The sequence below is a fragment of the Mesomycoplasma ovipneumoniae genome, assembly GCF_038095995.1.
Classification (GTDB): Bacteria; Bacillota_I; Bacilli_A; order Mycoplasmatales; family Metamycoplasmataceae; genus Mesomycoplasma; species Mesomycoplasma ovipneumoniae_F.
Genome location: NZ_CP146005.1, coordinates 843,250 through 864,435 on the forward strand (window position 1 = coordinate 843,250; position 21,186 = coordinate 864,435).

Consider the following 21,186-nt stretch of genomic DNA (forward strand, 5'->3'; position numbering starts at 1 on the left):
AAGGCAAAAATGATCAAAAAAGAAAAAAAAGAGAAAATCGACTATAAAAATACCGATAAAATTACATTTTTAGAGCAAATTGACAAAAAAAGGGGGCTGAATCAAGAACAAATTGAAAGATCAAAAAATTTTTTTGGCGAAAATAGACTACCAAAAATTCCGGAAAAATCGTTATTTTTCCGTATTTTATTGCAACTAAAAGAGCCGCTTACCTTAGTTTTAATTTTTGTTATTATTATTTCGGTTATTATTAGTTCGGTTTTTGAACATGATTTGCCTTTTTGAGCTAAATTAATTTCGTATCTTGAGCCAGTAGTTATTGCTTTAATTATTGCAATTAATGTTTTTTTCTCTTTGGTTCAAGAAACTAAATCAAAAAAAGCAATAGATGCAATTTCAGATCTTAACTCGCCAGTTTCGACACTAATTCGTGATGGAAAAAAAATAAGCCTAAAATCTGATGAGATTTTAGTAGGAGATATTCTTGAAGTTAGTTCTGGTGATTTAATTAGCGCCGATGGACTCGTCATTGAAAATAAAGAATTATCCGTATCTGAGGCAATTCTTACCGGTGAGTCAACATCAGTTTTTAAGGACGAATTTAAAAATTGGGATGATAAAGCCGCAAAAGTTTACAGTGGAACAAGCGTCTTGAATGGACAGGCAAAAATTTTAGTCTCAGATGTTGGCCAGAATACTGAACTTGGAAAAATTGCTTCACTTGTAACAAAAACAGACGAATTAGAATCTCCACTTCAGAAAAAAATCGCTAAATTTTCAAAAATTATCACTTTTATTGCCGCTTTTTTAGCAATTTCTTTCTTTTTTATTTATATATTCTTAGTTGAAAATGGCGATTTTAACCAGTCAAAACACGCAGTTATAATATCACTTTCACTAGCAATTGGCTTTATTCCCGAGGGTTTGATTCCGCTTGTTACTATAAATTTAATTATTGGTGTTAAAAAATTAGCAAAAAATAATGCGATTGTAAAAGATTTAAAAACAATTGAAACTCTTGGAGCAGTTTCAATTGTTTGCTCAGATAAAACTGGGACAATAACTGAAAATAAAATGCAAATTAAGGAAATTTATTATCACCAAATTGAGTCAAAAAATTTCTGGACACAAGCTGTTTTAAACACAACCGCATATAGTTTTTTTGATAACTCAGTTGAAAAATACTACGGTGATCCTGAGGAAATTTTAATTTTACAAAAGGCAAAAACTTTTGAAATTCAAAAAGAAGCAGTTGAAAAACAACATAAATTTTTAGACAAAATTGTCTTTAGTTCCAAACTTAAATTTTCAGCTACTTTTTATGAAATTGATAACAAAAAGTTTCTTTTTATCAAAGGGGCTCCTGAAATTATTTTTAAAAAGGCAGACAATTTAGACCCTATTTTAGAAGAAAAATTAACCCAAATGCAAAATTTAGGATACCGTATTTTTGCATTTGGATATCGTGAAATTGAAAATGAACTTCAACCTAATGAAAATCTAGAAAATTATGTAAAAAACATAAATATTTCAGGCCTTGTATGCTTTCAAGACCCGCCACGAAAAGAAATTAAACCAATTGTCAAAGATCTTTTAGATGCAGAAATTAAAACGATAATGATAACAGGAGATAATTTTCACACTGCCTCATCAATTGCAAAAAATGTTGAAATTTTAGGTCCTGAATCACTTGCAACAGGCAATCCTGATTGAAAAAAAGATGACTTTTGACGTGAAAATGTTGAAAAATTTCACCTTTATTCACGTGTTCAACCTGAAGATAAATTAGAAATTGTCGGCGCACTACAATCAAAAAAACATGTTGTTGCTATGCTAGGTGACGGAGTTAACGATGCTCCTTCATTAAAAAAAGCTGATGTTGGTTTTGCAATGGGGATAACAGGCTCACAAGTTTCAAAACAAGTTGCGAATGTTGTTTTAGCGGATGATAATTTTAAAACCCTTTATCAAGCAATAAAAATTGGCCGTAATATTGTTGCAAATATTAAAAAACTGTTTGTTTTTTTACTAGTTGCTAATTTTTCAATGCTTTTATCAGTTATTTTTGCAACTTTAATTTTTAAGGAACAAATTTTTACATCTCTACAAATACTTTGAATAAATGTTGTTTCTGAAACTTTCGGGGGAATCGCCCTTGGTCTTACAAATATTTCAAAAAATGTTATGAATCAAGGCTTTTTAAACGAAAATAAATCACTTTTTAATAAAAAACTGATTTTTAGCATAATGTTTTGGGCAATTTTCATCTCATTTTTAGCGCTGCTAAGTTTTTGAATCACAAATTCACAAACCTTTTCCTTTTTAATTATCAGCATTAGCCTTTCAAGTCTTTCTTATATACTTGCCGCCGATGAGAGTATTTTTAAATATAAATTTGCAGATCTAAAATTTTTACACCTTGGTTTCTTAGCTAGTTTTACTTCAATTCTAATTGTTTCCTTTATTCCCGGAATAAATTTTGTTTTTTCCCAAAATGATTTTAGCAACTCAAACTATCTTATTTTAAAAAATAATTATAATTATCTGTTACTTTTAACTATTTTTGCCCCGTTTGTATTAGACCAAATTCTAAAATTTTTTAAAATATACTTTAAAAAATTTTAATTAATTTTGATTTTTTCAACAATCAAGATCAACTGTGGTTTCATCAAATTTAGATGGGTCTTCAATATTAAACAAAATATACAACATTGTTCGTTTTATGCGTGAATTTGTGTAACGTTTTGAATTAGTGGCACTCAAAAAACTATCTAAGTCAGGTTGGTCGATATGTTTTTTGAATAAATTTTCAATTCCTTCTTTTACTAGTCAAATTTTTCTTAGTGATTCAGGCGACTTTTGACGAATAATTTCCTGAAATTTTGGATATAACAAGGCTAACGAACAAACTGGTTGGCTAAATTCCATTGGCGAAAATTCAGAAATTGACTTATTTTGGCTAATTAATTTTCGCAAGTAAGTTGCTGAAGCAAACTTTCCAGTTGGTGTTGTTTCATTGTAATCAACAGTTCTTTTAAGACTATATGGCTGAATTGGATAATTATTTAGCACAATTTGTTTAACATATTCAAATCCGAGAATATCATTAGGGTAAATAATTTTTTGCGAACTAATTTTTTCAAGGGCAATTGCTGCTGCATTTGGAAAAGAATTGCCTAATTTCAATGCTTTTTTAAGATGAACATTATATTCATCAATGTTATTTTTTCACAAATTTGCTAAATTATACAGATTTTGAACATCATTTGATTCTGATCCAAAAATTAATTTGTCTATTTTATGGTCAAAAATTAATTTTAGCGCGCCTTGGGCAAAAATATGAGCAGCTTGACTTGTGTATTCAAAAGGCAATCTAATTACAAAATCAGCTCCATATTTTAGTGCTATTTTCTTTTTTGTTTCAAAATTAGCAAGACTAATCTCACCTCGTTGGGTGAAATTTCCGCCTAAAATTATGTAAATTTTGTCATTAGGAAAGTTTTTTTTAACATATTCAAGCTGATAAATATGACCATTATGAAAAGGATTATACTCAGCGATAATTGCAATTGCCATTTTTCCTCTTTTTTAAAAATAGTGTTACTTTTTAATTTAAAAAAACCTATGAATTTATAGACTAATTTTTTCTTGATTAATTATTTGGTGAATTTTATCTAAATTTGCGCCAGTTTTTGCCGAAACATTTAAACACTCAAGTGATAAATTTTTGCACACTTTTAGCAGTTTTGAGCGCTGGGATTGATTTGTTTTATCGATTTTATTAGCTAAAATTTGCACTTTTATATTTAGTGAAACCAAAAACTCAATCATACTAAAATCAAGATCAGTAAAACCGATTTGACTGTCAATTAGCAAAAAAACTAGTAAAATATTGCTATTTTTACTAAAATAATTAAAAATCATCGATTCTATTTGATCTTTCTTTGCATGAGAAAGGCGAGCATATCCATAACCTGGAAGGTCAACGATTAACTTATTTTGGCTAGTCTGATAATAATTTAAAAGCTGAGTTTTTCCAGGAGTAGATGAAATACGGGCAATTTTTTGCCTTGCTAGCGCATTAATTAGCGATGATTTTCCAACATTTGAACGTCCAATAAAAGCAAATTGATCTTCAGAAAAACACTGCTCTGGACATGATTTAAGAAATTTTCACATTATATACTTCTAAAAATTATAAATTAATTATAAAATCCTTTTTCACTATGACTTGCCTGCCCAAAACGACCGCCAGTTTGAGTGATAACACTAATATTTTTATTATTTCCGGTAGTTTGTAATTGTAATTTTTCAATTATTTGATTTCTTCACATCTCGCGAACCCGATCTACAGCAGCTTCATTTGGATAAAAACCGGCATAAGATTGAGTTCAAAAGGTGATTAAATTTGAGATAGCTTGATTAGTTTTAACTTCTGGCAATTTTTCTAAAAATAATTGCATTTGTGATTCTTTTGTAAATTTGTATTTATCTAAAAGTTTGTAAGCAAAACTGTGATTCAAATCAGGGTCTTTTGCCATAGATTTTACCATTTGATCGACTATTTCTGCATCGGATGAGACGTTAGTTTCAGGGTTTTTTGGACTTGAAGAATTAGATTTTTGACTATTATCATCTAGGTCATTTTTTATTGGTTGCGATTTTTGTTCTTGTTTTTGTTGGTCTAATTCTTCGGGTGGTTTTTGGTTTTGAATTTTTTCTTGACTTTCAGTTTTAGGTGCAATTTCTATTGGTTTTTGATTTTGGGACTCTATAATTGGTTGCTCTGGCAAATTTTGCACAGGTTCACTGGTCAAACTTAATGGAAGTTTTTCCTGAGGTTCGTTTATTTTTTTGATTTCAGATTCAACTATTACTTGCGAAGATATAGTCGGATTTTTGGGTTTAGTTTTGTCTTTTGAGTCTAAAATTGATGGTGAAAATGAAGTTTTTGGCTTGACATCTTTTTTGTCAACTTTTGGAATATCAACAGGTAAATTAGCTGGTTTTTCAGCAGATTTTTGAATTTTTGGACTTTGAGATCTAGGGGTTGCAAAACTTCTTATTGAATGTGAACTTTCAATTTTTTGTTGCTTTTTTTCAATTTTTGGTAGTGGAACTGCTCTTTTTGACAAAATTATTATATTCTTTGGGGCCTTATTAGTTTTAGCGGTTGGCGGCAAAGTTAAGGGAGTTTTAACTTGATTATTCTGAGTTTGATTAATTAACTTTGAATCAATTTGACCTTGTTTTTCCGTTGTTTTTTTAGTATTTAAATCAGAAACACTAGAATTTTTAGGTTCCTTTTTATCTTTAGCTAAATCTTGTAAAATTATTGTATCAGCAATTTGATTTCCAGCTTTTTGTGAATTTACAAGCGAAGACGCCAAGGTACTAACCTTAATATTTCCTTCACGAACTTCATTTTGATTCAAAGGAAGGGTAGAATTACCTAGACTAAAATAAACTACCGTCCCTACAGAACCAGCAACAACCGGGATAAACCCTAGAGCTAACTTAAATAATTTTGTCATTTTTTCTACTTTTATAAATTTTTAGGATTTTTTAGCACCGGCTGGCGTTACTGGTTGAGCCTCAACTCACCCATCGCTATTTATATTTGTTTCATCGATAATAAACACATGACCACCTGTTGTTCTGTTAAAAGCGCCAATTTCTGGTGTTTTAATAATTGTAAGAACTTTTTGAAGTTCTTTTTTTCAATTTTCACGAGCAGTATGGGAGCTTGCACGCCTAGGATAAAAACGAGCGTAATTATTCTCCCAAAAGATATATAAAAATGCTGCTGCTGCTTCAGTTATTGGTGTTTTTGGGAATCTTTCTTTAAAAAGTCTCATTTGGTCGTTCTTTTTAAAGACATATTTATAAAGATTATTTTTTGCTTCGCGATATTTCTGAGCATTTTCGCCTACTGAAGATTTTAATAATATTTTTAAATCTTCTTGTAATTTGTCAATTACTTCATCAACTTCAGCCTCTGATTCGGTTGTTGCAGGAGAAATTGAATTGGATGATGTTGACTTGGAAATATCACTTTGGGTTTGGGTTTTAGGTTTGGGAGTATCTTCTTTGTGTTCAATTTTTGGAGTTTCACTAATAACGATAACTTCAGGAGTTTTTACAATTTTGGGCGGTAAAACCGGTTTTACATCTTCATTAGAAACTACAGGAGAAATTAATGGGGTTGGATCTTGAATTTTCTCTTCATCCTGAGTCGGTTCTTGCTTAATTATGACAACTTTTTGAACAATTTCTGGTGAGTTTGATGGGGATTTGTCTAAATTTGTTGGCTTTTGGGGTTCTAAAACTGAAATAGAAGAATTTTTACTTTCACTACTTTGAATTTTACTAACTGAAACAGATTTTTTTGTTTCATCAACTGGTTTTTTAACAGGTTCGACCAATAAGATTTTTGGTTGTGTGTTTGATGAATTTTTTGGTAGTTCAATTTGTTTATTAGAAAAAATTATTTTTGGTTTTTTTGTGTTTTTAGTAACATTAATAGGCTGAGATTTTGGAGAATCTTCTGAGACTTCCGGACTTTTTAGAACAATTGTTTCATCATTTTTTACAGTTTCCTGGGTTGATAATTCTTCAGAATCTTGGTTGAATTCATTATCTTGTGAATCAGAAAGTGGTGAAAGATGGGTTTCAACTTGAAGTGTTTGGCGTGCTAAACTTGTATTGTCCAAATTAGAAAAAGCATTACTAGAAGTCAAATAAATAGCCGTTCCTGCTGAGCCTGCAACAACTGGAACTAATCCAAAAACCAATTTTAAAGATTTTCTCATATTTCACTCCTAGAAATTAAAACCAGCACCAATAATTTATAATAATACCACGAATATAAAATTATTTAAAAAAATAAAACAGGAATGATCTAGCTCATCCTGTTTGTTTGATTTACTATATTTATTAATTATAAACAAAAAATTTTAAAAGTCAAGTAAAACCTAAAAAATTTATTTATATCAATTCTTCAGAGTATTAAAATATTTCTAACTTGAAAAATAAAACACAATTATAATAATGCAGTATTTTAACTTCTTTTAGTCTATAATTTAAGGATATTTTAGCTATTTTTCAAATATAACTTATTTACTAGCAATAAAATTTTAGGCTGATCTTTTCATGAATTTGCTGGAATATTAGGATTATCGCTGGACGAAATTATTTCTGGTTGATTTATTTTTTCACTAGATTCTACGGGTTGAAAGCTTGGAGGCGGATCAAAAAGACCATCAGGGACTTCTACGGTAATTGAATTTTTTTCGTCTTCTTTAGTATTTTTATATTTATAAATCAAAACAAACGCAGCTGTTCCTGCTACAACAACAGCCGATCCTAATATAAGTGCTATTTTTCAAAATTTTTTCATATTTCACCCCTAATAATTAAAGTCTAAACCAAAATAAATTAGTATAATTATATCAAAAATATGAACTTATTTATAAAATAAAAATTGAATGTACCTAGCCTAGCAAGAATCGACAAAAATTTTAACCAACAAAAAACAGCTTTCTATGTTTTGAATAATAGTATTTTTTAAAATATATTAGAAAACTAGCTATTTTTATGTTATAATTTAATCTAACTTGTGAGGAGAATTATGAAAAGAATATATCCAAAAAAATGGTTTTTAGGAAGTCTTACAGTTTTAATTCCAACGTTTTTTCTCGCTGCAGCATGTGGGCAAAATAACGACGATAAAAATAAGGAAGATAAAAAAAATCCAAAATTAGACACTATAAAAAACCCTAATCCACCAAAAAGTGATCCTAATGTGCAAGGAGATCCTGTTGCTTTTCTTGACACACAAAAAGGCAAAATTGAATCAGACACTTTGAAATTAATCGAAGAAACAAAAAAACAAAAAGAAAATATCGAAAAAACAGAAGAACAAACAAAAGAAATTCAAGAAAAACAAGCAGAAATAAACAAAGAACTTGATAAAATTAAACAAAATCAAGCTTCAACTGATGATCAAAAAAGTAATAAAATTTCAGAAGATATCAAGAAAGAAAAAGAAAAACTAGAAATTGAAAAGAAAAAATTAGAAAAACAAAAAAAGGAACAAGACGAAAAACTACTTAAAGAAAAAGAACGGCTTTCAAAACTTGAGGAAGAAAAAAGACAAAAAGAGCTAGAAAAACAAAAGATAATACTTGAAAAAAATAGACTTCATATTCAAACAGTCAATGATTTGAATGCTGTTTTAGCAAAAATTCCAAATTCTTTAGAAATTACTGAACAAGAAAAAAAATCATCAAATAATGTTGCAACTGTACTTTTTCATTACAGGGGAAAACCTTCAACTTTTCATTATGAAAATTTTGTAAAAAAAATTGATAACTTTGATGACCAAAATTATACAATTACCTTTAGTTTTCCTTTTGAGGTTAAAACTTTTGAAAATAATAGCGATATTAACCAAAGAAGGCTAGAAAATGTTGAACTTTCAGTGTCCAAAAAGGGGTCAAACACAAAAGTCACAAAACGAGTGAACCTTTTTTGAGATTTAGAAAAATCAAAAAAGGTTCAACAAAATGATGAACCAGAATTATATCAAAAAGAATTACGGCCTGTTTTTAGTAAAATAAGTCCTTCAATTTTGGCATACGCATTAGTCAATTCTGAAAATGAAGCCGTTTTAAATTCGGTACTTTTTGGTGATTTTAATGCTGCATTTAACGAAGTTTCACTTTCCGTTGGCCTTAAAGATGAATTTTTAGGGATAAAATCAATAAATGATGAGGAAAAATTTTCCTTTGATATTATAAGTGCAACTCCTGATGATGAAAATGGGGCTTTAAAAATTCAAGTTAAAAAAACAAAATTCAAAGAGCAAAAAGAACAAATTGGTGATTTTCAAGAATTTACTTTTTCCAATTTAAAGAAAAATGATAAAAATATAGCTGAATTTGAATTTGAAGTTGACAATAATAAAGTTTGGCCTCAAATAAGAGAAAAAGGAATTTTTAAAAACAATAGACATAATAGTAACCAACTATCAGAGATTCAAAAGGGTCGAATAGCTAAAATAATTTTTGACAGCCTCTATTTAAAAATAAAAAATCCCGATCCTGAGGTTCTTTTAAAGGAATTTTTAGTCAAAGATCATATTAAAAACAACAACTTTTTCCCTTATCCACAAATTATTTCCCTAGAATGAGATAACATGATCAGAAATGACGCCCACAAAAAAATTAGTCTCAAACTAGAAAATAAGAAGTTAATTTATAGTTTTGAACTAAAATATGCAAATCTTTTACCAAATTCAACCATTACTCCTCAAGATCAGACACTCCAATTTTCAGATTACAAAACCGCTCAAATTAGAGGCGAAATTCCCCTTGATCAATTTTTAATTTAAATAAAATTTTGTAATTTTACCAACAAAATTATCCTTTTATTTTAGAGCAACAACTAATAAACTAGATGTTAAAACCCTTTGATTTAGATGATAATTTGTATTCTAGGCACTTTTTTTAATAATTTTGGCAAAAAAATATGTGGTCATCACAATTATAAATTTGTTGGCAAAAAAACCTTAATTTTTTAAGTTTCACAGTTTAATGGCAAAAATTCACTTTTTATTGAATTTAAAAACGCAAAAATACCCGTAAATCCGTGTTTTTTGACCTAAAATCTTAATTTTTATTATTTTGAAATTAACCTTTTGCAAAAAAAAAAAAAAAATGCTTGGTCTAAGAAAAAATTATGTTATAATAGAGTCACTAAGAATAATTAATAAATTTTGATATTGAATTAGGGAGGACTTGATTATGTTTTTGTCATAAAAAAATCAGACAGTGCGAATTATCCATCATATTTTTAAATGATGGAATGCCTTAAATTTAACCGTTTAGAAATCTATAAATTTAAGGCCTTTAATTATTGTTCTTTCAAAACTTCACATATTTTTTTAGGCTCAATGTAAGTAAAAACGAGTTTTCTATTTACATTGAGTTTAAATAGTAGTTGTTTTTTATGATTTTTGTTGTTTTATCCATAAATTGATTTTTGCCAGGTTTTAAAATAGCAATTAACTTTTTAAGTATTAAGGACCATCTGGAAATAGTAAAGTTTTGCGAAAATCTTTAAATTCGCCTTCATTTTCAGATAATTTTTTTAAGTTCTGTCGATATGATTTTTCTTGTTTGGGAAACAGTTTTTTATTTGTACCATCAATTAAGTTGTGTCTTAGTCCATAAGAGTCAAAATCAGCAATTTGGACAAAAGGAGTATAACCAGCTTTGCCACTAATGTCTAAATTACCTCCTCTGGTTTGAACAGCAGAATAAATACCAACAGGTAAGCCATAATCGTTAATGACGAGCGACCCAGAGGCTCCATAATACAGTCCACTATTTTCAATAAAGGTTATAAAGCCAAAAGAAGAATAACTTCTGTTAGGGCTGAGGATGTCATTTAGTGCTAAACCATTGCTAAAACTATCGTTGGAAATTGCAAAAGCCTTGTTAGTTAAATTTTTTGGATAATTTCTCATCAAAAATTGTTGTCCATCAAGGCTTGGATAACCTAATAAATAAAGTTTTGTGGTATTAGGAGATAAAACGCCAGATTCGCTAATTCCTAATTTTTCTGGCTCAGCAATACCTTTTTGATAAATTGAGGTATAATCATAACTTATATAAGGTACTGCCTTTTTGTCATGATTTGGATACTGTTGTGTCTGAAACTTAGCAATATCTTGCTCGATGTCTACAATTGCCCTTTCGATATGCTCTTTGAATAATTGAAAATTTTCCTTGTTTGCATCATTTTTTGAAATGAGGTCATCTAATTTTGCTAAATTAACTTTTAGTCCAAAAACGGCAAAATCTTTACCAATTCCATTGTTTATTTTTTGACTACTAGGAGATGTGGTCGATGTTTGTTTTAGTTGCTCATTTGTTTGATCATCAAAAATATTTAAAGCCACAAAGACAGTTTTCGGATTATCAAAAATTCCTTCGATACCAATCTCACTCCCTTCTCCTAATTGCTTGTTAATAAAGTAAACGGGGGTATTGTTTGCATCTGGTCTTGAATTATTATCAATTGCTTGGATGTTAGCTTCTTTTTTTGGCACACCAATAATAAAACTATCTACTTTTTCGCCTTTGTTTGGCTCAGTAAAATATTCAGGGAAAGTGTGTTTATATTTTGAATCTAAAGTGTTAAAAGATCTGGCAAAAATGTGAGCATTTGTAGCAATATACAACATTACTTCCGTCTTGTTTTCATTGTAAGCAGCATCTAATAATCAACCTGTTCCTGTCGGCTCATATTTGACAACATCATCAGGATTGTTCTCATTTGTTTTGTCAACGCTATTGAAAGCGATTGCAAAAGTTCTGTTTTTTAGTTTTTCATATGCTTGCACATCTGTTAGTTTTGCTAAATTAGTTGCTAATTCTTGTTTTTGTTGTTCTCTTAAGCGTTTAGCATTTTCTATTCCTCTTTGTATAAAATTCGGATTGAAATGAGGGACAAAATCCTGTTGGCCATTTTGCGGGTTATTTTCTGATGGAGTAGTTATTGTTTCTTTTGCACTATCTGATGAAGTGTTTGGTTTTTGTTCTATCTCTTTTTTTGGTTGTTCTTTTTCATGGCAAGCAACTAGAAAGGCCACTGTACTTAAAGGTGTAACAATTGAAACGGAAGTGATTAAAAATGTTTTCAATTTTCTTATTTCTTTATTATTTTTTATCATAAGTTTGCACCCCTAAAAATAAAAGTTTGATTAAATTAGTAGAAAAAATTCAGACAAATAGTTTTTTATCTATGATTTTGATTACACCACTTTTGTTAATTTTTTCTACTAATTTAGGTGCAAAGATTTTATTTTAAATATGCATTAATAAAAGAGCGTTTAATTTCTTCGCGAGCTGATTTTCCTAAAGGGCTAGTCAATTGAGGATCATTATAAACAGCAAGACCTTTAAGAATTATAGTAGCATTTGAATTTTGACTTTGATTTTGAGTTGAATCTGGTTCACTTGTGCTAGGATTAGTCGTTATTTTTTCAGGATTAGGACCAATTTGAGCTCAATCAAGATTGAAAAAATTAGGAAATGGGGTTCACTCTTGAGTTAAATGGTTTATATTATAAATTGTTTTAGCATTTAAACTAACCGAGAATGGCGAATTTAGTTGATTATTTGACGAAGAATAGGCTGTAATTTCTAAAGATCAAGGCGTTTTAATAATTTCAAGGAGAATATCCTGGTCTTGCTCAATTATTGGATTAATTTGTTGGCCAACAAATGGTGAAGAATTTCGAAATTCTTGTGAAAAAAAACGGCTTTCATCTGTACGATTTGCAATTTCCATTGATGGGCGATATTCAGAATTAGGCGGAAATCCAGTAGAATTTTCATTTATATCTGCCGAAAAAAACCTATTTTTTATATTTCAAGAATTATGACCAAGAACAACAGCTTGTTTTTCTTTTAAAGAAGTTGAAAATGATTCTAATCCTAAATGTAGTGAATTTTGACCTTGGCGAAAATGATTATTATACGATTTAAAATCTTCAACTTGTTTGAAGTCAATACCAATAACATATTCGTCAATTTTTGCATCAACCTGTCCGGCATCTTTTGAAGGACCGGGATTAATTTCTACTTTACCATTTCCAATTTTTCCTTCAATTGGCTTTGATTTTTCAACATATTTAGATCTTCCAATTTTTTGAATGAAAAGTCCACTACCATTTGAATCTGAAAGTAAATAATGTCTTTTATAGTCGTTAATATTTTTTGGTCTAAAAGCTAAGTAAACAACCCCTGAATTGACTCGTGAAAATGGGGCGGGATTTGTTTTTGGTTGCTCGGTTGAACTAGAAGTATTCTCGGTTTTTGGCGAATTATCCATGAATTTAAAGGCTTTTTTGATTTCAAAACCATTGTGGGTTAGCTTATTTTCGACAGAATTACTATCCTGAAAATGAATGTCATTATCAGATAAGTCTTGAATTTTTAGTGATTCAGTTGATGAAGTTTGTGAAAAACTAGCTTTTCCGTCAAGGAAAAAGGTTGGATAAAATTTGGAAGCAACATCAAAAGCACTTTGTTGCGAACTTAAAACATTATTAATCTGGATTTTTGAAGAGGCTAATTTTTCGTTGTTTTTAGTAGAAACCAATGAAAATTCAATAACAAAATTATCGCTTTGTTTTTCAAAATTTATTTCTGGTCTGACATCAAGCGAAATAAAATTATGCTGTAAATTTAAAGCTTTTCAGATAGATTTTCCTAAAGTTAATGGTTTATTTTCACTTTTTTGGTCATCTAAATCTGAAAAAGTTTGGGCTTGAATTGCTTGAGATTTTGAACTTTCTGAAATTTCTATTAACTCTTTTTTATACTTTTCAAGCGAATCTTTGCTTGGATTTTTACCAAAATCAAGCAAATAAAGCTGACTAACTAATTTTTCATTAGGATTTTTGGTGTCAATTTGACTAGATGATTCCTTAATTTCATTAAATATTTGAACCAATTTATCCGAACTGAGTGCTGGAGTATTTGAAGCTTTTGGCAAAGAAAAATCTTGTAATTTAGTTTCAGGTAAATTCCTTGCAAAAATACGTGAAAATTCGTTTAGATCAGGTTTAATATCAGTGTCCAATTTAAAATCTAAAATTTTTATAAATTTTTGATGGTCTCTTTTTGTTAAGGTTCCGCTTAAATTTAGGCGAACTTTTCCGTCTTTAATTAAATTTAGGCGATCTTGTTCACTAATTTCAGACAAATCTTTAAGAACAATATCTATATTTACGAAATAATTTTTTAATTTATTAGTATTTAGACTAAATTCATTACTGGTGTAATTAAATAATTCTGAAAAATTTTTTGACAGCGAACTGTTTGTTTCATCTTGAACTGAATACAAATATGATCCAAGTGATAAATTTTTGCTAACAAGGTCTTGCTGGATTTGAGGTTTTAATTTTATTTCAGGAATTAGCTCATCATTTATTCAGGATTTTACTTCTGATTCAATTTCTTGATCGGTAGCAATTCCTTTTATTTCCAGTTGAATTGGAGTTTTTTTATCCCCGTCAATTAACTCAAAATTAAGATAATTTTTGCCAGCTTCAGAAAAAAAACTAAGATTATTGTCAACAATCGCTGGTTCAAGAGTCAGCCCGTTGCGAATAAAGGACGGATTTCCTAAATTATTTATAAAATTATAGCTTCCTTTGAGTGCTAAAAGTGCTTTTTCAAATGCAATAAATTTTTGGTTTTCTGTTTCTTGAGCTGCACTAAAACTATTTTGAATTTTAGATTTAAATTCAGAAAAGCTAATTAAATTTTTGGAATCTATATTAATTGATGACTTTTTTTCATCAATTTCAAATTTTGAAAAATCAACAACTTTATTTTCATCTGCAAAATTTTTGATATCAATTGCTTTTGAAAAAATTTGGTTGTCATTTTTTGACTTTAAAAATAAGACAATATTTTTTATCGAATTTCCACTAACTTGTGCATTTACCAAATCATAAGTAATTTGATATTCGTTTTCATATAATTTATCAAGATCTATTAGTGATAAAAGGTCAAAATTATAAATTTTGCTTTTTGCCAAATTTAGTGCGGTAAATGCAGTTAAATTTTTAAAATCATCTTTAACTGTTAAATTATCAAACAAACCAGCTAGTCCATTTTTAAAAGGATTTTGTTCTTGATCTAAACTCAATGTTTGAATTTCTTCATTTAATTTTTGATAGTAAGAACGGTTATAAGAATAAATTCCTAAGGGAATTGAAATGGCTAGCCCGCTAACTATTGTTAAAGATGAAATTCCGATAACTATATTTGATGTTTTACTTGAAAAATGCTGAAAATTAAAGAACTTTTTCATTTTGACCTCGTTAGTTTGTTTGTTGATCTGAAGCAGATGACTGAGAATTATTTGATTTTTTTACTGAAATTTTTAAACTGCGTGAGGCTAAAACTTCGGCTTGATTTGTATTATTTTCGCCAGAATTTTGAGTCTGAGAATTTTTATCAAGAATAGAAACTGTTAGTAAAAAATTTATTGTGTCTGTTTTTATTGAATTTTCAAAACTAGGAAATATATCAAATCTTAGTTGAGCATTTCCTAATGGTTTTGAAAAATAATCTTTAGTTTTTTGCAAATTATTAAGATCGGTTTCTAATGATGAAATTTGTGAAGTTTGACCACTTTGTTGTCCAGTTGTGCTAGTTTGGGGTTTAGAAATTTTGTTAAATGTATCATCATCTACTTCAAAATTCAATAATTCAGAAGGAATTGAGTCCGCTAGAGAATTAAGTTTTTCTTGATCTGAAACTTTTGGATCAATTTTTTCGGTAGATAAATTAATCAAAATTTTTCTAACAGGTGTTTGAAGGGAAAATTTGTTAGTATTTTCATCCCCAATATTGTAATAAAAATTTAGTGTTAAATATTCATAATTTGGGTTATTTGGTAAATTTTGCGGAGATTCTTGGGGCAGTTGAGACTGTTGAGTCCCTTCAGACTGAACAGTCTGTTCAGTCGATTCAGCCTGTTGAGCCTCTTCGGCCTGTCCTTCAGTTTGTTGTTGTTCAGCTTTAGGTTGCTCTGTTATTTTTTTAATTTCTTGTTCGAGAGTTTGCTTTGAAATTTCATTGCCTTTTTTAAAAACTATTTCATAATTTAAATTTGAATCTATTTTTTCTCATGCCAAAAAATTACTCAACTGAGCTGATTTTAAATAGAAAGCTAATAAAACATCAGCAAGAGTAGAAAATTTAACACTTTTTTTGTAATTTTGCTTTATTTGATTAAGGTCAAAATTAGTGTTAGATTCCTTAAAAATTTCCTGATCTTTCAATGTAGCTAAAACATCTGAGGTTGATTTTTCTTTCAAATCACCAATTTGAGTTTTTATCGACTCGGGTAAAAATAATGTTGAAAAAAAGCCTTGATTAAAAACATCTTCAAAATGATTATTAAAACTTAAAACTTGAATATTTGTGTTATTAAGATTAATTTTTGCTGCTTTTTTAAAGATATCTTCCTGCAAATTGTCATCAAAAAGTTGTAAAGAAAAACGATTTTGATCAAGAAGTCCAAAATATTTAGCTAATTCAAAAAATGTTTTAGCAATTTTATTTGGTTCTTGCTGAATATAGTTTGCAAAAAAAGCAGCTACATCAGATGGATTTTGAAAAAAAGTATTTGAAACTAAAGAACTAACTGTTAAATTTTGAGATGAATTTGAGGAATTTATACTAGTTGTTGTTTCAAACTTTTTAAAACGGGAAATATCGTCCAAGCTAGGAATCAAAGTTTTGCCTGCTCAAGATCTAACTTTTGCCTCAAAGTTATCAAAATTATAATTATAAGATGAAGGTAAACTCAATTTATCGGCCAAGGTTTTATAATCCTGTTTTAGTAAATCCTGTTTTAGTAATAAATTGTCTAATTCTTCTTTATTTAGCGGGACTTTTGCAAAAACAGGTTCGCCAAAAGTTGAAATAAATTGCACTAAATTGGCAGTTTTATTGTCAAAAAGTGGATTTTGTTGATAAATTATCCCTTTTTGTGTTCCAGGGATAGAAAAATTACCAAAACCACTTCCAGGAGCAACATTAGAATTTATAGGCGAACCAAACCCTTCAATTCTTAAAATTAAGTCCTTTTCATTGATAATTTCGTTTGAATTATTATCAAAAAATGACTCATATAAGACAATTTTATACGGTAATTCGATAACGTATTTTCCGTTGTCATTTATTAGTTTTGCATTTGGTGTGTCAAAAATAAAATCAATACCTTGCTTATCCGAAGGGATTAACTTATTAAAATTACCAAAATCTAATGATAAATTTTCAGCTAACAACGGGTTTATCAAGTCTTTTATGCTTGAATTTTTTAAAAAAGGGTTAGATTCAAATTTCATTTTTGCAAAAAAATCAAAAGGATTTTGCTTGCTTATAAGAAGTTTATTATCTTTTTGCTCTGTATTATAAATTAACGGTTTTAATTTGACATTTGCAAAAAAATCATTAACATCCAAAAATATTGATTTTTTATCTTTGGATTCAAGGTTTATATTAATAATTTTATTTCCATTATTTTCAAAATTATCGCCTAATTGATCAAGTGCCGACTGAGTCAAACTAGCCTGCAAAAACATTGTCGCAATATTGTTTTGAACACTAACAAATTGGTTGGTTGTAGCATCTTTTGCAAAATTTATATCGAAAATTTGGGCATTTGTTTCAGGAATTAAATTTTCTTTTGAATTTCTAACAGAAGAAATTAAATCAGTAAGTTTTGGAAAAATTTGCGCTAAATTTTTTTCAACTTCAGAAGAATCTTGACTAGAATTAATTTTAGCGGCAAAATCTGAAGCTCGGTATAAATTATTTTGCGCTAAATTCGAATTTTCCTCAGAAAAATTCGATATTGTCGTATTAAAATTAGAGACTGCATCTTCTATTTTTTTTGTAATTTTTTGCAGTGCAAAGTTAAAATCTGCTTTTAAAAACTTTCTTGAGTCATAAAAAGAAACAGGATATAAAACAAAATCTGACTGTGCAAAATTTTGGTCAGTTATTTGTTGTCTTGCTCTAAATTTAATAATAAAATTTTGATTTAAATCATCAAAATTTAAATCAACAAAGTCAAAAACTGGCGAGTTAGTTTTTTCATTTTTCTGTTCAAATTTAACAAGTTGATTTGAATCTTTACTAAAATAATAAGGAATCAAGTACTCATCAAGTTTAATTGTGTTTTTAAGAGCATTTCCGTCAAATAATAAACTTTTGATTGCAGAAAAATCGCTATTTTTGCTTATTTTTTCAGGATTAAATGCAACATATTTTACTTTCTTTACAAATTGCTGGACTTCTTCGCGGGGATGTTTTCCGTTATATTTAAATGTAAAACTAATTCCGACTGTTATTCCAACAAAAGCCAGTCCTGTGAAAAATGATGACAAAATTAATACTTTTCTTTTGTTTTTTTTCATTTTGGTTGCTAAACTTGATGAATTCATAGTCCACACTCCTAAATTTTAATAAATTAATAAATTATAGCATATTTTGCCTTTTTGGCATAGAACTGCTATTATTATTAATTTTATGTTTAAAAATAATAGCAAATTGATTTTTAAAACATAAAATAAGAAAATTAGCAACTTTTTTGCTTTATTTGCTAAAAAAGTAAATAAAATTTTGCTTTTGTTTAAGTAAGTTATGCTATAATTTTACCTTATTTAATTTAAATCTCTTTCTATTTTAATATTTTAAAACTTAAAACTCTTAGATCATGCCAAACTCACTTAATTTAATATCACTTTTAACTAAAAGAATTACTGATTTTTTATCTATCTACGGTTTTGAACACATTAAATCTGATGAACTGACAACTTTTGAGAAAAATTTTGTAAAGCTGAATATTGACAAATCTCACCCTGCTTTTGACCCAACTCAAAGTCTTGTTTTTGATAACGAAAATTTGTTGGCAACTCATAAAACTGGTGTTTCAATTGAAGCAATTGCAAAATATCCTAATCAAGAACGAGCTTTTTTCTCTTTTGGAAAAGTTTTCCGAAACGACGAAGAAGACTCAACTCATTCTCATCAATTTAATCAATTAGATTTAGTTGCAACCGGAAAATACACTGTCTCACATCTCAAAGGATTGCTTAGTGATTTGCTTGAATTTGTCTTTGAAACAAAATTAGAAACCCGTTTTCGGCCATCATATTTCCCATTTACACAGCCTTCTTTTGAAGTAGATATTTTTTATCAAGGGCGTTGAATTGAGGTTTTAGGATGTGGACTTTTACACCCGAAAGTTATGAAAAATGCCGGATTTACTGATAAAAATATTTACGGAATTGCCGCTGGAATTGGGATTGAAAGACTAGCTGCTATTAAATTCGGGATAAGTGATATTCGTGAATTTTATAAAAATGATTTACGTTTTTTAAAACAATTTTGATAGGTAAAAAAATGCTTTTTTCATTAAGAAGATTAAAAAAAATAGCTAATATTGATCATATTAGCGACGAAAAAGTTATTGATGCTTTGATTAGTCTTAGTTTTGAAGTTGATAAAATTTCAAAACTAAACGAAATTTCCGGCATAAAATTTGGAAATATTCTAGAAGTTAAAAAAAATGAAAATGCTGACAATTTAACGATTTGTCAAGTTCAATTTGACGACAAAATAAGACAAATTCAAACTGCAGCAAAAAATGTCCAAAAAGACAAGCAAGTTTTAGCTTTTGTTCCTGGCTCAACAAATGGAAAAATAACTTTTGAAGCTAAAAAATTGCGCGGCCATATTTCTGAAGGAATGCTAGTTTCAGCTAGTGAATTAGGTTTTAGCACTAAACTTTTAAGTCCAGAACTAGACCAAGGAGTGCTTGTTTTTGATCCAATTTTTGATCTAAAACAAAATCCGCTTGAAATTTTAGAATTATCTGACCTAATTTTAGATATCAAACTTTTATGAAACAGGCCTGATGCAAATTCTTATTTAGTAATAGCAATTGAACTTGCTGCTTTTTTTGGCACAAAATTGGATTTGGAGTTTGACAAACTAAATTTTGACAGCAAAAGTAAATCAAATTTAGAAATTATTACTAAAAAAAATGAGTCAAAAGTTGCTGCTATTGAGATTGAAAAAGTTCCTAATCTTGGCTTAGTAGATATTTTTTTACTTTTAAAATCAGGTGTTAAAATTTCTGATTTAAACCAAAATTTTGCTAATTTTGTCTTAATTTACACAGGTCAGCCATCTTATTTTTTACAAACAAATAAAGATCAAAACCAAATTAAATTAACTTATCAAGAAACAAAATTACCTGAAATTCAAGACTCATTTGCTACTTTTCAATTTTGAAACAACGATGAATTAATACTAATTCCGGAAATATTCCAAAAACCAATAGAAAAAGATCAAAATTTATACTTAATAATGCCTAAATTTGACTCAGCAAAAATTAGGCAAATTAATCATAATTTTAATTTAAGCAGTCCCTTAGCAAGACAATTGGCAAAAAATTACAGTCAAGGAACAACACTTTTAAGCTTTATTTTTCTAGAATTTTTCCTTGAAAAACACGGAATTAATTTTTCTGCACCAATTAATTTTGACAAAAATCAATTTGACCAAAGACCTAGCATTAATTTTGGGCTTGAAGAAGTCCAAAATATTTTAGGAATTGAACTTGAGCAAAAAGATTTTGAAAAAATTAACTCAATTCTTCAGAAAATCTATTATAATTTTAATTCTCAGAGTTTTTTAGCGCCGTTTTATCGTGTTGACATTGAATTTTTTGCCGATTATTCTGCTGATTTTCTTAGATTTTACGGACTTGAAAAATTAGGAAACAAAAAATTAGCTAAGGTAGAGAGATCAATTTCTGTTGTTGATCCAAAGCCAATCCAACTAAAAACTTTAGGTTATTTTGAAGCTAATTCATTCCTTTTAATTTCTCAGTCAGAAAATTTTAATCCTTTAAATCTAAAAACACAAACCTTATCAACTTATACATCCCAAGAACATACAACAATTAGATACTCGCTTGCCTGACAATTAGCAAAAATTGTAAAATATAATGTTAAGCGAAAAATGACTGATATTAGTCTTTATGAAACAGGTAGTGTCTCTGAGAAACATCGAGTTTTTGCCATGGCTTCGACAGTTTATAATCTTGAAACTCTAAAAGATCATTTAAAAATTTTATACAGTGATAACTTTAGTTTCAAACCGGCCAAATCTGAATTTCTAAATCCTTCAGTGTCCCAATTTATTTATTGAAATAATGTTTTAGTTGGCTGAGTTGGACAAATAGATGAAAAATATGACTACCAAAATATCAATTTTCTTGAAATAATCGTTTCAAAAATTGATCTTGAACATAAAAATAAACTTGTTAAGTTCGGACCATATGATAATTCGCAACTTAAATATCGAGATATTACGTTATCTTTAGATAAAAATGATATTCCTGACACTTATTTAGACGTTATTAAAAAAATTCCAGAAATTTTTTCAATAAAATTAAAAGATTATGTTATAATTAATAATCGCCAGAAAATTACTTACAGAGTAACTGGAACTGACAAGGTTTGTCAGGAAATAGATAAATTTTATAAATAATTTCTTCTATTTTTAAAGGAAAAAA

At 28.7% G+C, this 21,186-nt stretch carries 12 protein-coding genes; 4 read left to right on the forward strand and 8 right to left on the reverse strand.

What is annotated here, in order from left to right; genetic code table 4:
- Nucleotides 1–9 precede the first annotated feature (9 nt).
- Nucleotides 10–2,625 carry a cation-translocating P-type ATPase gene (locus V3249_RS03035; RefSeq protein ID WP_341517482.1) on the forward strand — a complete coding sequence of 872 codons (2,616 nt, stop codon included), beginning with the start codon at nucleotides 10–12 and terminating at the stop codon, nucleotides 2,623–2,625.
- On the opposite strand, the gene V3249_RS03040 is transcribed toward V3249_RS03035, so the two are convergent.
- From V3249_RS03040 to V3249_RS03060, 5 genes are all read right to left on the reverse strand, one after another.
- Nucleotides 2,626–3,576 (reverse strand): nucleotidyltransferase, encoded by a 951-nt coding sequence (locus tag V3249_RS03040; protein ID WP_341517483.1) that lies wholly within the window; start codon nucleotides 3,574–3,576, stop codon nucleotides 2,626–2,628. It abuts the gene before it with no gap.
- Nucleotides 3,577–3,630: 54 nt separating this feature from the next.
- Complete coding sequence (gene yihA, locus V3249_RS03045) at nucleotides 3,631–4,179, reverse strand: ribosome biogenesis GTP-binding protein YihA/YsxC (protein WP_341495332.1); 549 nt, start codon at nucleotides 4,177–4,179, stop codon at nucleotides 3,631–3,633.
- Nucleotides 4,180–4,202: 23 nt separating this feature from the next.
- Nucleotides 4,203–5,534, reverse strand: a complete 1,332-nt coding sequence (locus tag V3249_RS03050) for a hypothetical protein (protein WP_341517484.1) — start codon at nucleotides 5,532–5,534, stop codon at nucleotides 4,203–4,205.
- 21 nt (nucleotides 5,535–5,555) lie between these two features.
- A complete protein-coding gene (locus tag V3249_RS03055) occupies nucleotides 5,556–6,812 on the reverse strand; it encodes a hypothetical protein (RefSeq protein WP_337896904.1) in 1,257 nt (418 codons plus the stop codon).
- A gap of 281 nt (nucleotides 6,813–7,093) precedes the next feature.
- Entirely contained in the window at nucleotides 7,094–7,399 is a 306-nt protein-coding gene (locus V3249_RS03060) for a hypothetical protein (protein ID WP_337896903.1), read from the reverse strand.
- 231 nt (nucleotides 7,400–7,630) lie between these two features.
- Between V3249_RS03060 and V3249_RS03065 the strand changes: the two genes are divergently transcribed.
- Nucleotides 7,631–9,394, forward strand: a complete 1,764-nt coding sequence (locus V3249_RS03065) for a surface lipoprotein (protein ID WP_337896902.1) — start codon at nucleotides 7,631–7,633, stop codon at nucleotides 9,392–9,394.
- 687 nt (nucleotides 9,395–10,081) lie between these two features.
- Here the strand turns inward: V3249_RS03065 and V3249_RS03070 are convergent.
- The 3 genes from V3249_RS03070 to V3249_RS03080 all read right to left on the reverse strand — a co-directional run bounded on the left by V3249_RS03070 (nucleotide 10,082) and on the right by V3249_RS03080 (nucleotide 18,016).
- A complete protein-coding gene (locus tag V3249_RS03070) occupies nucleotides 10,082–11,740 on the reverse strand; it encodes an MIP family Ig-specific serine endopeptidase (protein WP_337902471.1) in 1,659 nt (552 codons plus the stop codon).
- Nucleotides 11,741–11,868: 128 nt separating this feature from the next.
- Complete coding sequence (locus tag V3249_RS03075; RefSeq protein ID WP_341517485.1) at nucleotides 11,869–14,895, reverse strand: P110/LppT family adhesin N-terminal domain; 3,027 nt, start codon at nucleotides 14,893–14,895, stop codon at nucleotides 11,869–11,871.
- A 10-nt stretch (nucleotides 14,896–14,905) separates the two neighbouring features.
- A complete protein-coding gene (locus tag V3249_RS03080; protein ID WP_341517486.1) occupies nucleotides 14,906–18,016 on the reverse strand; it encodes a P97 family adhesin in 3,111 nt (1,036 codons plus the stop codon).
- Between the two features lie 299 nt (nucleotides 18,017–18,315).
- Here V3249_RS03080 and V3249_RS03085 point away from each other — a divergent pair, with 299 nt between their 5' ends.
- Both V3249_RS03085 and V3249_RS03090 read left to right on the forward strand, forming a co-directional pair.
- Nucleotides 18,316–18,996: a hypothetical protein gene (locus V3249_RS03085; protein ID WP_069099377.1), complete on the forward strand. Its 681-nt coding sequence runs from the start codon at nucleotides 18,316–18,318 to the stop codon at nucleotides 18,994–18,996.
- Nucleotides 18,997–19,004: 8 nt separating this feature from the next.
- A complete protein-coding gene (locus V3249_RS03090) occupies nucleotides 19,005–21,161 on the forward strand; it encodes a phenylalanine--tRNA ligase subunit beta (RefSeq protein WP_337896947.1) in 2,157 nt (718 codons plus the stop codon).
- Nucleotides 21,162–21,186 lie beyond the last annotated feature (25 nt).